11 protein-coding genes are annotated in these 15,632 nt (G+C 74.7%); 2 read left to right on the top strand and 9 right to left on the bottom strand.

The window, feature by feature from the left end; all coding sequences use genetic code 11:
- The first annotated feature begins 58 nt into the window (after positions 1-58).
- Positions 59-4,420 (top strand): glycohydrolase toxin TNT-related protein, encoded by a 4,362-nt coding sequence (locus tag IEY98_RS33265; RefSeq protein ID WP_308425859.1) that lies wholly within the window; start codon positions 59-61, stop codon positions 4,418-4,420.
- A gap of 3 nt (positions 4,421-4,423) precedes the next feature.
- Here the strand turns inward: IEY98_RS33265 and IEY98_RS08165 are convergent, their stop codons facing one another.
- Positions 4,424-4,615, bottom strand: coding sequence for a hypothetical protein (locus IEY98_RS08165; protein ID WP_189209600.1), 192 nt, complete (start codon positions 4,613-4,615; stop codon positions 4,424-4,426).
- A 106-nt stretch (positions 4,616-4,721) separates the two neighbouring features.
- Here IEY98_RS08165 and IEY98_RS08160 point away from each other — a divergent pair, with 106 nt between their 5' ends.
- Positions 4,722-4,916, top strand: a complete 195-nt coding sequence (locus IEY98_RS08160; protein ID WP_189209599.1) for a hypothetical protein — start codon at positions 4,722-4,724, stop codon at positions 4,914-4,916.
- A 1-nt stretch (position 4,917) separates the two neighbouring features.
- Here IEY98_RS08160 and IEY98_RS08155 read toward each other — a convergent pair whose 3' ends face one another.
- From IEY98_RS08155 to purN, 8 genes are all read right to left on the bottom strand, one after another.
- Positions 4,918-5,505, bottom strand: a complete 588-nt coding sequence (locus IEY98_RS08155; protein WP_189209598.1) for a pentapeptide repeat-containing protein — start codon at positions 5,503-5,505, stop codon at positions 4,918-4,920.
- 13 nt (positions 5,506-5,518) lie between these two features.
- Positions 5,519-6,157 carry an HAD family hydrolase gene (locus tag IEY98_RS08150; protein ID WP_189209597.1) on the bottom strand — a complete coding sequence of 213 codons (639 nt, stop codon included), beginning with the start codon at positions 6,155-6,157 and terminating at the stop codon, positions 5,519-5,521.
- Between the two features lie 10 nt (positions 6,158-6,167).
- Positions 6,168-9,458 carry an error-prone DNA polymerase gene (locus IEY98_RS08145; protein ID WP_189209596.1) on the bottom strand — a complete coding sequence of 1,097 codons (3,291 nt, stop codon included), beginning with the start codon at positions 9,456-9,458 and terminating at the stop codon, positions 6,168-6,170.
- 139 nt (positions 9,459-9,597) lie between these two features.
- Positions 9,598-11,127 (bottom strand): DNA polymerase Y family protein, encoded by a 1,530-nt coding sequence (locus IEY98_RS08140; protein WP_189210133.1) that lies wholly within the window; start codon positions 11,125-11,127, stop codon positions 9,598-9,600.
- 108 nt (positions 11,128-11,235) lie between these two features.
- Positions 11,236-12,111 carry a DUF1028 domain-containing protein gene (locus IEY98_RS08135; protein ID WP_189209595.1) on the bottom strand — a complete coding sequence of 292 codons (876 nt, stop codon included), beginning with the start codon at positions 12,109-12,111 and terminating at the stop codon, positions 11,236-11,238.
- Entirely contained in the window at positions 12,108-12,701 is a 594-nt protein-coding gene (imuA', locus tag IEY98_RS08130) for a DnaE2-dependent mutagenesis accessory factor ImuA' (protein WP_308425858.1), read from the bottom strand. The genes IEY98_RS08135 and imuA' overlap by 4 nt, the downstream gene beginning before the upstream one ends.
- 746 nt (positions 12,702-13,447) lie before the next feature.
- Positions 13,448-15,001 carry a bifunctional phosphoribosylaminoimidazolecarboxamide formyltransferase/IMP cyclohydrolase gene (gene purH, locus IEY98_RS08125; RefSeq protein ID WP_189209594.1) on the bottom strand — a complete coding sequence of 518 codons (1,554 nt, stop codon included), beginning with the start codon at positions 14,999-15,001 and terminating at the stop codon, positions 13,448-13,450.
- Positions 14,998-15,594: a phosphoribosylglycinamide formyltransferase gene (gene purN / locus IEY98_RS08120; RefSeq protein WP_189209593.1), complete on the bottom strand. Its 597-nt coding sequence runs from the start codon at positions 15,592-15,594 to the stop codon at positions 14,998-15,000. Before purN ends, purH begins: the two co-directional genes overlap by 4 nt.
- Positions 15,595-15,632 lie beyond the last annotated feature (38 nt).

The following is a 15,632-nucleotide window of genomic DNA, read 5'->3' as shown; positions in this document are numbered from 1 at the left end:
GACCGGGGCGGCGGGTCCACCGTGTGCTCTCGCACCCGGGACAGGGGAAGATAGGCGCGTGGCAGGACCTACCCAGCTCAACCCGACCGAACAGGACGCCCTGGTCAAGCAGATCGGGCTGGCGCTGCTGCGGGCCGCGCCGACCGACTGGGCCTCGATCGAGGTGTCGTTCCGCGCCATCGGCCGTTACACGGAGGTGCACGGCCAGGTCGTCTTCCCCGACGACACCACCGCCGACCTGCCGGTCGCCCCCGAGATCGGCGCCCTGTTCGCGCGGCTGCGCGCGGGCATGTACCGGGAGGGCCGGGGCACCTGGTTCAACGCCCGGTACCAGCTCGACCGGCCCGCCGCCTACAACCTGGAGTACGACCGGGACGAGCCGCGCTGGCAGAACCAGCCGCCGCCCCCGGCGTTCTTCGACGAGCTGCGGATGTTCCCCCGCGAGGACGAGAACGTCCCGGAGTGGCTGACCAGGACGCTGGCGGCGCTGCAGCCGCCGTTCCGCACCGCGCGCCTCTTCGACGGCATGGGCCCGGCCGGGCCGGTGCTCAACCGCCCGCCCGTCGACGGCGAGGAGCGCGAGCGCGTCCAGCACTACCTCGACGCCGCACCGCTGGCGCTGCCCGCGCGCGGCTACGACACCGACCTCTTCGACGAGGAGCGCCGCCAGACGGTCCCGATCGCCTTCCACACCGACGGCGTCTGGATCTGGCCCGCCGCGGTCAACTTCTACCTGCGCACGCACGGCGTCCCGCCGGACCCCGAGCTGGTGGCGCACATCCGCCGGGCCGAGTTCCACATGCCGGAGGTCGACGAGCAGGCCAGGACCGCGGCGGCGGCGTTCATCGCCGGGCCGAGGCGTCCGCCGGTGCGCCCGCCGGACATGGCCCAGCCCGAGCAGCCCGCCGAGGGCGAGCCCGCCGCGCCGACCTTCGACCACCCGGAGCGGGTGCCGGAGGAGTCCGCCCAGGACGAGCCGAACGTGCCCGACCCGGTCACCGTCGACGAGCCGCTGCCGCCGGTCACGCCCGCGGCGGAGGTCGTGGAGCGCCTGCGCGCCCGGCTGGACGAGCTGGGCGTGCCGGAGTCGGCGTACACCGTGGGGACCCCGTCGGGTCCGGCGTGGACGATGGAGCAGACGGGCGAGGGCTGGCGGGTCGGCTGGTTCGACGGGCACTACGTCGCGCCCGCCGTGTTCGCCGACGCAGGCGACGCTGCCGCGTTCCTGGCGGGCAAGCTGATCCTGGAGTCCCCGCCCGCGTCGAGCCCCGGCCCGTCGACGGTCAGTGCGCCCCTGGCGGAACTCGAGGACGACGACGATGACTCCTACGACCGGCGCAGGCCGCTCCCCCCGAGCCGCCCGCTCCAGTCGAGCCCGTCCGGCGACGACCTGTTCCGCCCGGCCCGGCCGGTGGGCGACGGGCTGTTCGAGCCCCGCCAGTTCGATGACGACGACGAGGAGTACCGCCCGGGCCGCTTCGGCCAGTTCGCCCGCCGTGACTCCGAGACCCCGGAACCCGGCGCCGCGAAGCACTCCCGCGCCCAGGACGAGCCGTTCACCCCGCCCACCGAGCCCCCGCCGCACGAACAACTCTTCACCCACGGCGGCGCGGCTCCCCAGACGTTCACGGCGCCGGAGGCCTCCGCCGAGGAGGCGGACGCGGCCACCCCGCAGTCGGACGAACGTCAGCTCCCGCCCCCCGACTCGCCCGAGTTCGCCCGCGAGGACGAACTCGCCGCCGACGAGCGATTCGACGGGGGCGCCCAGTTCGACGAGCCCTTCGCCGCCAGCCGGTCGGCCGGATCGGGCGAGCAGGACACTCCCACCGGGCCGGGCGAATCCGAAGCGCACGACCAGTCCGCCCCCGCCCAGCCAGGCGAGCACGAGGGCCAAGACCAACTCGCACCCGGACAGTCCGGCGAGGACAGCCTCTTCGCTCCCCGCCAGCAAGCCGAGGACGACGCCTTCGCTCCCACCGGCCAACCGGGCGAACACGACTTCGCCGCCAGCGGCGCCCCCGGACAGCCGATCGGCCCCGACGATCACGCCCAGTTCGTTCCTCCTGCCGACGCGGGCGGACAGCGGTTCGGCGAAGCCGAGAACCAGTTCGCCCCGCCGCATGCCAGCGACGCAGCAGACCACCGTTTTGCGCCGGGTGACCAGGAGGGGCAGGAGCAGCTGAGCTCCCAGCCGCCGTTCGCGGGTGGGGAACCGGGTGGGCAGTTCGGGCAGGCTCCCGAGTCCGGGGGCCAGTTCGACCAGCCCGAGCCCGGCCACTTCGACCACGCCGAGCCCGGCCAGTTCGGGAAGGCCGAGCCCGGCCAGTTCCACCAGCCCGAGCCCAGCCAGTTCGACCAGGTGCCCGGCCAGTTCGACCAAGCGGGGCGCGGTCAGTTCGGGCAGGCCGAGCCCGCTCAGTTCGGGCAGGCGGAGCCCGGTCGGCTCGGGCAGGACGAGCCCAGCCAGCCCAGGCAGGGCGAGCCCGGTCAGTTCGGCCAGGCCGAGCCCGGCCAATTCGGCCAGGCCGAGCCCGCACAGTTCGGCCAGGCCGAGCCCGGCCAGTTCAGGCAGGGCGAACCCGGCCACTTCAACCAGGCCGAGCCCGGCCAGTTCGGGCAGGGCGAGCCGGTGGGGCAGTTTGCGCAGGCAGGCGAGCCCGGGGGCCAGTTCGGGCACGGTGGACCTGGGGGCCAGTTCGGCCGCCCGGGCGAGCCTGGCGGCCCGTTCAACCAGGCAGGCGAGGGTGCAGGCCCGTTCGGCCAGCCGGCAGGCCACTTCAACCAGCCAGGCGAACCCGCAGGCCCATTCGGTCAAGCGGGCGAGCCTGCAGGCCAGTTCGGTCAGGCGGGCGAGCCCGCAGGTCAGTTCGGTCAAGCGGGCGAGCCGGTCGGCCAGTTCGGTCAGACAGGAGAACCCGGCAGGCAGTTCGGGCACCAGGGCGAGCCCGTGGGTCAGTTCGGGCAGGCAGGCGAGCCTGGCGCTCAGTTCGGCCACCCAGGCGAGGCCGACAGGCAGTTCGGTCACCCGGGCGAGGCCGGCGGGCAGTTCGGGCAGGCAGGCGAGCCTGGCGGGCAGTTTGGTCACCCGGGCGAGGCCGGCGGGCAGTTCAACCAGGCTGGAGAGCCCTCAGGGCAGTTCGGGCGACCTGGCGAGCCCGTGGGGCCGTTCGGGCAGCCGGGTGAGCCGGTCGGCCCGTTCGGCCAGGAACCCGGGCGCCAGTTCGGGCACCCGGGCGAGCCGGGAGCTCAATTCGGGCAGCCGGGTGAGCCCGTGGGCCAGTTCGGTCAGGCAGGCGAATCCGGACGTCAGTTCGGGCACGCGGGCGAGGCCGCTGCGCACGGGCAGGCAGGCGAGCCTGGCCGTCAGTTCGGGCACCCAGGTGAGGCAGGCCACTTCGCCCAGCCTGCTGAGCCCGGTGGGCAGGCGGCGCCAGCTGGCGAGTCTGTTGGCCAGTTCGCGCAGGCGGGCGAGCCGGTGGGGCAGTTCGCCCAAGCGGGCGAGCCGGGCGGACAGTTCGCCCAGCCCGGCGAGCCCGTGGGGCAATTCGCGCAGGCAGGCGGACAGTTCGCGCAGCCAGGCGAGCCCATGGGGCAGTTCGCGCAGCCAGGCGAGCCCATGGGGCAGTTCGCGCAGGCGGGCGAGCATGGCGGACAGTTCGCACAGCCGGGCGAGCACGGCGGGCAGTTCGGGCAGCCAGGTGACCACGGCGGACAGTTCGGGCAGCCGGGCGAGCACGGCGGACAGTTCGGGCAGCCGGGTGACCACGGAGGGCAGTTCGGGCAGCCAGGTGAGCGTGGTGGGCAGTTTGCGCCCTCGGGGGAGCCGGTGGGGCAGTTCGCGCAGGCTGGTGAGGCTGTGGGGCAGTTCGCCACCGCTGGTGGGCAGCCGTTCGGGGCTGGGCAGCAGGAGTTGGGTGCTCAGCAGGGGCGGCGGGAGGAGCAGGGCAGGGCGTTCGGCGAGGGTGGGCCGGGGCAGTTCGTGCCTCGGGGGCCGGAGCGGGCGCAGTCGGCTGAGCAGATGGCGCAGCAGGCCGGAGAAGGTGGGCGGCCGCGCAGGCCGCAGGACTGGCCGATCCAGCCGTTGCGGGGTGAGCCGCCGCTGACCCTGTTCCGGGGCAAGCAGCTGATCCAGCTCCCCGAAGGCACCGAGCTGGACCGCTACGGCGACCCCTCCGGCAACCTCACCTACGCGGTGGGCACGCCGTTCGACCGGCGGTCTCTGGTTCCCGACTGGATAAACCGCCCCTACCGGGCATACCGCGTCGTGCGGGCGACCGAGGCGCTGACCGGCGCGGCGATTCCGTGGTTCGACCAGCCCGGGGGCGGCACCGCGTACGTGCTCCCGCAGTCCATCGCCGAGCTCGTCAGCAACGGCGTGCTGGAGGAGATCCCCGACCGGCAGCCGCCTGCTAGGGCCTGAGGGTCAGACGGGCGGGATCAGCCCGGGGAAATGGCCGTCCTTGCGGCACGTGGGGCAGGGGCGGCCATTGTCCACCGTGCGGGGGACGCCGCCGATGATGGCCAGTTTGGGGTCGGCGACCATGCCGGACCCGCCGCACAGCGGGCAGATCGTCTGCAGCTCCGACGGCACCGTGCCGAACTCTTCTTCCCTCATCACCGACCTATCCACGCAAAACACCTGCCGCCCCACGGTACCCGCCGGGTGATCGGCGGTTCCCGGCGCGCCGCAAGGGGCGTACGGTGGGCAACCGGAGGCGCGGATGACCGACGAGACCGAGGACGAGCCGGACGTTCCCCCGCTGGTCCAGACCCTGTGCCACAACTGCCACGGATCCCGCTACACCGTGCAGACCGTCCACGCGGTCGTCGGCGGTGTGGGGCGCACCGTGCAGACGTCGCGGCCCTGCCCGTTCTGCGAGCAGGGCACCCTGGCGGGCATCGTCCCCCCGGTCTGACTCACCCGATCCGCAGCCCGTGGGCGGCGGCGAACACGACAGCGGCGTCGAGGTCGATGCGCGCGCCGCGCAGCTTGGCCTGGACCCAGCCGTCGGCGTCCACGCGGGCGCCGCGCAGGTCGGCGTCGCCGAGGTCGGTCTCGAACAGCCGGGCCCCGGTCAGGTCCGCGCCGCGCAGGTCGGTCTCGCGCAGGTCGGCGCCGTTGAGGTTCGCCTCGCGCAGCCGCAGGGCCGACAGGTCGGTCTTGCGCAGCGCCGCCCCGGCCAGGCTGACCAGGGTCAGGTCGCAGTCGCGGATGGTGACGGGCCGGAAGCGCACGTCGAGGAACGCCGAGCCGATCAGGCTGCATCCGGTGAACGTGCTCTCGGTCAGCGTCGTGCGGTCGAACGTGCACGACCGGAACGCCGTGCCGCGGTGCGTCGACTCGCCCAGGTCGGCCCTGGTGAAGACGCACTCGGTGAACACGCACGTCTCCGTCGTCAGCCCGCGCAGGTCGGCCTCGGTGAAGTCGCAGCGGGTGAAGTGGCGGCCGGTCCAGGTCTGGCCGTGGAAGTCGGCGTCGGTGTGGTCGATGTCTTCCTCGTGCACGCCGCCCACCCTGTCATGCCGCCCCGACAAGCGCCGTCACCAAGTGCAGCCGCCGCTCGGCAACCGACCGCAGCGGGGGCACCAGCAGCACCGGCAGGCCGAGTTCGACCGCCCCGCCGTCCGGCCGCGCCCGGTCGCCCACCATCAGCGTCGACGACGGCGACGTGCCCAGCGCGGCGAGCGCGTGGCGGAAGATCTCCGGGGACGGCTTCTGCACGCCCAGCTCGTAGGACAGCGCGTAGACGTCCACGACGTCGGCCAGCCCGGCCTTGGCGAACACCGGCCGCAGGTCGAAGTGGATGTCGCTCAGCACGGCGACGCGGCAGCCCGCGGCGGAGACCGCGCGCAGGGTGTCGGCGGCGTCCACGGCGAACGGGTTGTGCGCCGGGTCGGACTCCACCGCGTACAGCGCGTCCGCCAGCTCCTTGTCCAGCCCCGCTTGGGAGAACACCCGGTAGTAGGCGGCGTGGTGGATGGCCCGGGAGGTGTCGACGCCGGGTGCGTCCAGCAGGTCCTCGAAGACGGAGACGCGCTGCCAGATCTCCTCGGCGGAGGCGTCCCGGCCGATCAGGCACAGCGCCTCGCGCACCCAGGCGACCCCGTCCAGGGTGGTCACCAGGGTGCCGCGCCAGTCGAAGATCACGCCTTCCATCCATCCCCCCTCAGCGGAAATCCCGGGACGTGGCCGGGATTCGCATGTCCAGGTGCTGGAGCCGGTCGGCGTTGAGGCTGACCACCCCGTCGACGTTCTCCACCACCCCGCGCACCAACAGCGCCGAACTCGTGCGCGCGATTCGACGATACCGGGCCCACAGGCCCGGGGAGCACACTATGTTGATCATGCCAGTCTCGTCCTCCAGGTTGAGGAACGTCACCCCGCCAGCGGTCTGCGGCCGCTGCCGGTGGGTCACCGCGCCGCCGACCAGCACCCGGGTCCCACTCTCCACTTCGGACAGCGCCGCGGTGGTGAGCGCGCCGAGGCGGTCCAGCCGGGCGCGCAGGAACTCGGTCGGAAAGCTGTCCGGGGACAGCCCGGTCGCCCAGACGTCGGCCACGGCCAGTTCGAGGGCGTCCATGCCGGGCAGCGCGGGCGCGGCCACGCCGACCGCGGTGCCGGGCAGGAACTCCGGGCGCTCGGCCGCAGCCGCGCCCGCCGCCCACAGCGCCTCCCGCCTGGCCAGGCCGAAGCAGCCGAACGCGCCCGCGGTGGCCAGGGCCTCCATCTGCGCGCGGGTCAGCCCGACGCGCCGGGCCAGGTCGACCATGTCGGCGTACGGGCGGCCCGCGGCGATCCGCTCGGCCAGCTCGTCGCCGATGCCGCGCACCGAGCCCAGGCCCATCCGCACTGCCTTGCCCGCGTCCTCCAGCGTCGCGTGGGCGAGGCTGGCGTTGATGTCCGGGCCGCGCACCTCCACGCCGTGCCTGCGCGCGTCGGCGACGAGCGACTGCGGCGAGTAGAAGCCCATCGGCTGCGCGCGCAGCAGCGCGGCGCAGAACGCGGCGGGGTAGTACAGCTTGAACCACGCGCTGGCGAAGACCAGGTACGCGAAGCTGAGCGCGTGGCTCTCCGGGAAGCCGAAGTTGGCGAAGGCCAACAGCTTCTCGTAGATCCGGGCGGCCAGCTCGGGCCCGACGCCGTTGCGCGCGGCGCCCGCGTGGAAGCGCTCGCGCAGCCGCTCCATCCGCGCGGTGGAGCGCTTGGCGCCCATCGCGCGGCGCAGCTCATCCGCCTCGGCCGGGGTGAAGTCGGCCACGTCCACTGCGACCTGCATCAGCTGCTCCTGGAACAGCGGCACGCCCAGGGTCTTGCGCAGCGACTTCTCCAGCAGCGGGTGGTCGAAGGTGACGGGCTCCTTGCCGTTCTTGCGCCGGATGTACGGGTGCACGGAGCCGCCCTGGATCGGGCCGGGCCGGATCAGCGCGACCTCGACGACCAAATCGTAGAACTCGCGCGGGCGCAGCCGGGGCAGCGTCGCCATCTGCGCGCGGCTCTCCACCTGGAAGACCCCGACGGAGTCGGCGCGGCAGAGCATGTCGTAGACGTTCTGGTCGGCGAGGTCCAGCTCACCCATGTCGACGTCGACGCCGTGGTGCTCGGCGACGAGGTCGATGGCGTAGTGCAGCGCGGAGAGCATGCCCAGCCCGAGCAGGTCGAACTTGACCAGGTCGATGGCGGCGCAGTCGTCCTTGTCCCACTGCAGGACCGTGCGGTCCTTCATGCGCGCGGGCTCGACCGGGCAGACCTCGCTGACCGGGCGGTCGCAGATGACCATGCCGCCGGAGTGGATGCCCAGGTGCCGGGGGAAGTTCTCCAGCTGCCCGGCCAGCTCCAGCACCGGCTGCGGGATGTCGTGGTGGGTGTCGCCGACGGTGTCGGTCAGCGGGCCCCACCGGTCGATCTGCTTGCTCCACGCGTCCTGCTGGCCCGGCGAGTGGCCCAGCGCCTTGGCCATGTCGCGCACCGCGGACTTGGCGCGGTAGGTGATGACGTTGGCGACCTGGGCGGCGTGGCGGCGGCCGTGCTTGCGGTAGACGTACTGGATGACCTCCTCGCGCCGGTCGGACTCGATGTCGATGTCGATGTCCGGCGGCCCGTCGCGGGCCGGGGCGAGGAACCGCTCGAACAGCAGCTCCCAGCGCACGGCGTCCACCCGGGTGATGCCGAGGGCGAAGCACACCGCGGAGTTGGCAGCCGAGCCGCGGCCCTGGCAGAGGATGTCGTTGTCCCGGCAGAACCGCACGATGTCGTGCACGACGAGGAAGTAGCCGGGGAAGCCCAGCTCGGTGATCACCCGCAGCTCGTGGGCGAGCTGGGCGTAGGCGCGCGGGCGCTCGGCGGCGGAGCCGTAGACGCGCGCGGCGCCGCGGTAGGTCAGCTCGGCGAGGTAGCTGGCCTCGGTGTGTCCACTCGGGACGTCGAACGGCGGCAGCTTGGGCGCCAGCAGCCGCAGGTCGAAGGACAGCTGCACCCCGATCACGGCCGCGCGCTGCACCGCGCCGGGGTAGCGGGCGAAGCGGGCCAGCATCTCGTCGCCGGTGCGCAGGTGCGCGGTGGGCGCCGGGGGCAGCCAGCCCGCGAGGTCGTCCAGGCTGCGCCGGGCGCGCACGGCGGCGACCGCGGCGGCGAGGCGGCCGCGCTGCGGGTGGGCGTAGTGCACGGCATTGGTGGCGACGGTGGGCAGGCCGAGGTCCTTGGCCATCCCCGCCAGCAGGTCGTTGCGCGTGGAGTCGTCGGGATAGCCGTGGTCGGTCAGCTCGACGAAGACGCGGTCCTTGCCGTAGGCGGTGACGAGGTGGCGCAGCTGCTCGAACGCGGCCTGGGGACCTTGTCGCGCAAGCGCTTGCCGCACCGCGCCCTTGCGGCAGCCGGTGAGCACGACGCAGTGGTCGCGGGTCTGCTCGACGACGTAGGGCAGGTCGTACTGCGGCTTGCCCTTCTCCTCGCCCGCGAGGTGGGCTGTGGTGAGCACGCGGGAGAGCCGGTGGTAGCCGTCCTGGCCGTCGGCGAGCAGCAGCAGGTGCTCGCCACCGGGGTCGGGCCTGCCCGCCTGCGGCTCGGTGAGGCCGAGGCTGAGCTCGGCGCCGAAGACCGTCCGCACGCCCAGCTCCCGCGCGGCCTCGGCGAAGCGGACGACGCCGTACATGCCGTCGTGGTCGGTGATGGCGATGGCGTCCAGACCGAGCAGGGCGGCGGCCTCGACCAGTTCCTCGGGGTGGCTGGCGCCGTCGAGGAAGCTGAAGTTGGAGTGGCAGTGCAGCTCGGCGTAGGGGACGCGGGAGTCGCCGTCGGGGTGGTCGGTGGGACCCGGGTGCGCGGTGCCGCCGGTGGGCAGGTAGCGCTCGCGCCTGCGGGTCCAGGCGGGGCTGTCCCCGCCGTCGCCGACCTCCGGCGCGCGGCCGGAGAGGATGCGCTCCAGCTCCGACCACCGCACCGGCGGGTTGTTCCAGCCCATCGCCGTCCTCCGCTGGTGAGGGCCCGGGCGGCCCGTGGGGCGGGCCGCCCGGGCGGGGATCAGGACTCCGGGAGCGGCCCGCGCGGGTGCGGGATCAGCTCGGTGAGGTCGATCAGGTCGATCCAGTCGTCGTCGTCGCTCACCCGTAAATCCCCTCCACGGTCCATTTCTCGTCCTCCCTGCTCAGCAGCAGCGCTGCCTGGTTGTCCTCTTCGGACGCCTCGGCGAGCACGACCTGCAGCCGCGCCCGGCGTCTGCCCCGCGGGTCCCACCAGCGCTCGTCGACCGGCCACGGGCCCGACCAGGCCAGCACGCGGCGCGGCGGGTGGCGGCCGACGACGACCTCGGCCGGGTCGGCGGTGAGCCGGAAGCGGCCGGTCACCGCGACCTCCTCCCCCTCCGCGTCGCGGACGACGACGGGCAGCGGGCGGGGCGGGACGGTGGTCGGCGACGGGGCCGGGAGCGCGCCGGGCCACGGCCGGTCCGGCGGGGCGGGCGGGGTGCGGTCGTCGCCCCAGGGGACCAGGTGGACCCGGTCGGCGGGGCCGCGTCCCCCCGTCATCACCGGGATGAGCACGCCGTCGGGGCCCAGCAGGCCCTGGACGTGCACCATCGCCCGGGCCGCCCGCTCGGCGTGCTCGTCGTGCGCGCCCTGCCACAGGCCCAGCTGCAGCGCCCGGCCGTCGACCACCTCGACCGGGTCCAGCCGCAGCGCGGTGATCGGGGCGTCGGGCCGGTGGGGGCCGCTGAGCCAGCCGTCGAGCTGCCAGCGCAGCCGGTCGGCGATGCCCGCCGGGGTGAGCGGCTCCGCGCAGCGCCACACCCTGGCCAGCTCGGCCCCGGTGGCGGTGGCGGCGTGGATGGCCAGCCGGGTGCAGGCCAGCCCGTGCGCGGCCAGCCCGGCGTGCAGGCGCTCGGCGAGGGTGCGGGCGAGGAACGCGGCGGCGTCGACCCGGTCGACCGGCGGGTCGGGGTGCGCGGTGACGGCCAGGTCGGCAGGCGGGGTGCGGCGCGCGGCCGGGCGCTGCTCGCGGCCAGCGGCCAGCTGGTGGGCGTACGCGGCGGCGGCGCCGAAGCGGGTGGCCACGTCGCGCTGGTCCAGCGCGGCGAACGCGCCGAGCGTGCGGATGCCCAGGCGGCGCAGCAGGTCGACCAGCTCGGGCGAGTCCAGCTCGTGCACGCCCAGCGGGGCCAGGAACGCTGGCGTGTCCGCGACCAGCAGTCCCCTGCGGGCGGCCAGGGTCGCGGCGAAGAGGCCGTCGGCCATCCCGACCAGGCACTCGGCGTCGGCCCGCGCGCCGACGTGGTCGATCAGCCGCTCGGCGGCGGCCTCGGCTGACCCGAAGTACCCGACCGGGCCCCTGGCGGGCACGGCGACCACGCCCGGGCGCACCACCTCGACCCCGACCGCCAGCTCCTCGACGGCCGCGACGACCGGCTCGAACCGCCGCGCGTCGCGGTCGGGGTCGTCGGGCAGCACGACGAGCTCGGGGCAGCGCCCCTGCGCCTCCCGCCGCCGCAGCCCGACGGCGATCCCCTCGGCCCGCGCGGGCCCGTTGCACGCCACGACCCGGTTGGCCGCCACCACGGCCGCGGGCGTGTCGATGCCGACCCCGGCCGCGGCACTCGCGGCCACGACCGGCCAATCAGGACACCACACGACGAGCAGCACGACATCTCCCAGCTGGGGCCGGGTCCGCCGTGGGGAGCCGTCGGACAACAGGGTCGAACATACGTTCGAGTCCGAACGGGAGTCAAGCTCACGGACGGGTGATGCTCACAACCAGCCGAGCAGGGTCGCGGCGTGCGGGTTGCCCTCGGCCATGGCGCGCTCCGCGGACACCCGCGCCCAGCGGGCGATCCTCGGCTCCAGGTCGAGCGCGCGGGCCAGCAGCGGCCGGGCCTCGGCGGTGAAGCCGCGCAGGGCCAGGGTGATGCCCGCCGCGCGCAGGGCCGTCGGGTCGTCCGGGGCCAGGGCGACGGCGGCGCGGAGCTCGTCGGGGTCGTCGGTCATGTGGGCGCGGATGAGGTGGCGGTGGGCCCGGGCGGTGCGCAGCAGGCGGGCGAGGTCGCCGACGGGGTCGCGGGAGTCGTCCACCCGCAGGTCGACCACCGGGTCGTCGGGGTAGCCGGTCGGATGGGCGCCGGGGGTCGGGCCGACGACCAGCAGTGCGGCCGACTGCGGGCCGCGGACGTCCCCGCCCTCCCGCTCGGCCGCCGCCAGGGCCGCGACCAGGCGCTCGGCGAACGGGGCGGGGGACGACGCGGCCAGCATCGCCTGCCAGACGGTCGGCGCGGCCATCATGTTGGCCTGCGCGCTCACCGGCCCGCGCGTGGCGTGCCCGGCCTCGGGGATGCAGCCCGGGCCGGTGTGGGCGGCCGCGTCGCCGTCGACGCCGACCGCGGCGAACTGGGACTCCTCGGCGCCCGGCAGCGTGGCCACGGCCGCGACGGCCTGCGCGGCGGTCATGCCGGAGGCCATCAGGTCCAGCAGCATCGTCCGCCAGGTCAGCTCCGAGCCCGCCTGCGCGACCACCGCCCCGACGCCCGCCCGCGCGTCGGCGACCCGGGTGCCGATGGCCAGCACGCCGCTCTGCACCGCCACGCCGAGGCAGCCGGTCTCCTCATCCCGCGCCACGATCGAGTACGTCATGCGATCAACCTAGATCGGCCGGGCAGCGCCACCCCCACGCGGACCGGCCGCGCCGCCGCGCCCCGGCCTCGGGCGCGGATCTCCACCTGGCGCTCGCGCAGGACGCCGTCGCCCCGGCCGGGCCCGCTCCAGCGGGCGCGGGCGCAGCTCAACTCCACCTCGACCCCGGGCCACGACCCGAACGCCAGCAGCACCGACCCGCGGCTGCGCGCCCGCGCCGACAGCCTGCGCGCGTCGGCTTCCCGCAACCCGCCCGCGACGGCGACCACGGCGAACCCGTCCAACAACGCGGCCACGACCCGCACCAGCTCCAGCCCCGGCCTCGGCACCAGCGCCAACCGCTCCGCGGGCACCCCGCTCTCGGTCGCGGCCAGCACGCCGAGGTCGGGCAGCCCGACCACAGCCGCCCACGCCCCGTCGGCCACCGCCCCGGCCATCAACGCCACCAACAGCGCCCGCGACCCCCGCACCCCCACCGTCGCGCCCCGGCGCAGCCCGCCCCAGGGGAACAGCGGCGCGAGATCCGGCCAGACCGGCAACACCTCCGGCCCATCCCCACCCCCCACCCGCTCGGCGACCGCGGCCCGCAAGGCGGCGATCCCATCCCCACTGGCCCGCCGCAGCCCCCCGCCGGACGCGTCCGCGACGCGCCGGTCCTCAACTCCGGGAACGCCGCCAAGCCGCCGCCCACCGGCTGACCGCGCCGCCTCGGGGCCATCCGCCCGCCCTCCGGCGGGCCGGCGGTCGCCCGCCAGCGGCACCACGGCAGGGGCATCCGGGCCGCGCTCCCCGGACCCGGAAACGTCGTGGATGAGCCGCGCGCCCGCCAACCTCACGACCTCGGGCACCGCCGAGGCCTCTGCCTGCTCCCCTGGCCCCGCAACACCACCCGGCTGCGGCTCGGAGGCTTCCCACAGGCCGTCCGCCTGGCGGGAGCGGTTGGGCGTGGCGGGACGGGGCCGCCGCGGATTGCCCATGTCGATCACCTACCCATGTCGAGCACCACCCACTTGCCGAACACCCCAGTTCAGCGATCTTTGTCGAGGATCACTCAGTTTTGTTGCGCGCAGAAAAGGGGCGCCGACCGCCCTCGAATACTTCCCCGCGCTCGAAGGCGATCGGCTTGCCCCATGGCGACACCTTCCTCACGTCGTCCGCGTACCGCTCATACGCGTCCGCCGTGGGGAGCCGGCGTCCGGGGCGTCCGGCCTCGACTCCGTCGGCCCCGTTGGGTCGAACACGTGTTCGACACCCACGACATTACCCGGCCACCGGCCGGTGTCAACCCGGAAAGGGCAAAGCGACTGACCCGGACGGGTCAGTCGCTTTGTGAGACTCAGTGCGCGAAGTGCCGCGTCCCGGTCAGGTACATCGTCACGCCCGCCGCCTCGGCAGCGGCGATCACCTCGGCGTCGCGGACCGAGCCGCCCGGCTGGACGACAGCGCGGACGCCGGCATCCAGCAGCACCTCGAGGCCGTCCGGGAACGGGAAGAACGCGTCCGACGCGGCCACCGAGCCCGCCGCCCGCGCGCCCGCCCTGGACACCGCCAGCCGGGCCGCGTCCACGCGGTTGACCTGGCCCATGCCCACCCCGACGGTAGCGCCGCCGGAGGCCAGCAGGATGGCGTTCGACTTCACCGCCCGGCACGCGCGCCACGCGAACGCCAGGTCGGCCAGGCCAGCCTCGTCGAGCGGGGTGCCGGTGGCCAGGGTCCACTTGGCCGGGTCGTCGCCCTCGGCGGCGATGGTGTCGAGGGTCTGCAGCAGCAGGCCGCCGGACACCGGGCGCAGCTCCACGCCGCCGCGCGCGGGCGGCTCGGCGAGCAGGATGCGCAGGTTCTTCTTCCGGGAGAGCACCTCGACCGCGCCGTCGGCGTACGCCGGGGCCACCACGACCTCGGTGAAGATGTCGGCCACCTGCTCGGCCATCGCCAGGCTCACCTCGCGGTTGGCCGCGACGATCCCGCCGAAGGCGCTGGTCGGGTCGCACGCGTTGGCCTTGCGGTGCGCGTCCGCGATGTCCACAGAGGACACCGCGATCCCGCAGGGGTTGGCGTGCTTGATGATCGCCACGCACGCGTCGTCGTGGTCGAAGGCGGCGCGCCAGGCGGCGTCGGCGTCGATGTAGTTGTTGTACGACATCTCCTTGCCGTGCAACTGCTTGGCCGTCGCCAGCCCCACCGCGCCGTCATTGCGCGCGTACAGCGCCGCCTTCTGGTGCGGGTTCTCCCCGTACCGCAGCACCGACTGGCGGCTCCACGACGCCCCCGCCCACGCGGGGAACTCCTCGGCCCCGAACTCCGCGCCCATCCACGACGCCACCGCGATGTCGTACGACGCGGTGTGCCGGTAGGCGTCCACGGCCAGCCCGCGCCGGTCGGCCAGGGTGAAGCCGCCCGCGGCGACCTCGGACAGCACCCACGGGTACCGCGCCGGGTCCACGACGACGGCCACGCTGGCGTGGTTCTTCGCCGCCGCGCGCACCATCGCGGGCCCGCCGATGTCGATCTGCTCGACGCACTCCGCCGCCGACGCGCCCGAGGCGACCGTCTTCACGAACGGGTAGAGGTTCACCACCAGCAGGTCGAACGGCGCGATGTCCAGCTCGCCGAGCTGGGCGACGTGCGCGGGGTTGGTCGTGTCGGCCAGCAGCCCGGCGTGCACCCGGGGGTGCAGGGTCTTCACCCGCCCGTCGAAGGACTCCGGGAAGCCGGTCACCTGCTCCACCGGCGTCACCGGCACCCCCGCGTCGGCCAGCGTCCGCGCCGTGCCGCCGGTCGAGACGATCTCCACACCGGCCGCGTGCAGGCCGGTCGCCAGTTCCAGGAGACCGGACTTGTCGGACACGCCGATCAGCGCACGGCGCACGGCCTTGCGGGACTCGGTCACGGGATGCTCACCTTCCGTCCGTCCACGGTGTAGCCGTCGCGGGCCATCCGGGCGACCACGTCGACCAGGAGCCGCCGCTCCACCACCTTGATGCGTTCGTGCAGGGCGGCCTCGTCGTCGCCGGGATCGACCGGGACGGCCTCCTGGGCGATGATCGGGCCGGTGTCGACGCCGCCGTCGACCAGGTGCACCGTGCTGCCGGTGACCCGGACCCCGTGGGCCAGCGCGTCGGCGACCGCGTGCGCGCCGGGGAACGCGGGCAGCAGCGCGGGATGGGTGTTGACGATCCGGCCGCCGAAGCGGGCAAGGAACGCCGGGCCGAGGATCTTCATGAAGCCCGCGGACACGATCAGGTCCGGCTCGTGCGCGGCGACGGCGTCGGCGAGCGCGGCGTCCCACGCGGCGCGGTCGGCGTGGTCGCGCAGCCGCACGGCGAAGGTCGGCAGGCCCGCGCGCTCGGCGCGCTCCAGCCCGGCGATGCCCGCGCGGTCCGCGCCGACGGCGACGATCCGGGCGGGCAGGTCGGCGTCGAGCAGGGCCTGCAGGAGGGTGCCCGAACCCGACACCAGGACGACGACCCGGGCATCGGGCATGGGCGGGCGGTGAACGCTCAGCGTGGTCTCCTGCGGAC

This window comes from Actinokineospora fastidiosa (assembly GCF_014648415.1).
Classification (GTDB): domain Bacteria; phylum Actinomycetota; class Actinomycetes; order Mycobacteriales; family Pseudonocardiaceae; genus Actinokineospora; species Actinokineospora fastidiosa.
The sequence above is the reverse complement of the archived record's forward strand: the minus strand, read 5'-3'. Positions and strand labels throughout refer to the sequence as shown.

Bases quoted from the DNA above. Each gene is read 5' to 3' on its own strand.
- IEY98_RS08160 (WP_189209599.1), top strand. From the start codon at position 4,722: ATGACCGACGAGACCGAGGACGAGCCGGACGTTCCCCCGCTGGTCCAG.
- IEY98_RS08165 (WP_189209600.1), bottom strand. From the start codon at position 4,615: ATGAGGGAAGAAGAGTTCGGCACGGTGCCGTCGGAGCTGCAGACGATC.
- purN (WP_189209593.1), bottom strand. From the start codon at position 15,594: ATGCCCGATGCCCGGGTCGTCGTCCTGGTGTCGGGTTCGGGCACCCTC.
- IEY98_RS08135 (WP_189209595.1), bottom strand. From the start codon at position 12,111: ATGACGTACTCGATCGTGGCGCGGGATGAGGAGACCGGCTGCCTCGGC.
- IEY98_RS08150 (WP_189209597.1), bottom strand. From the start codon at position 6,157: ATGGAAGGCGTGATCTTCGACTGGCGCGGCACCCTGGTGACCACCCTG.
- IEY98_RS08145 (WP_189209596.1), bottom strand. From the start codon at position 9,458: ATGGGCTGGAACAACCCGCCGGTGCGGTGGTCGGAGCTGGAGCGCATC.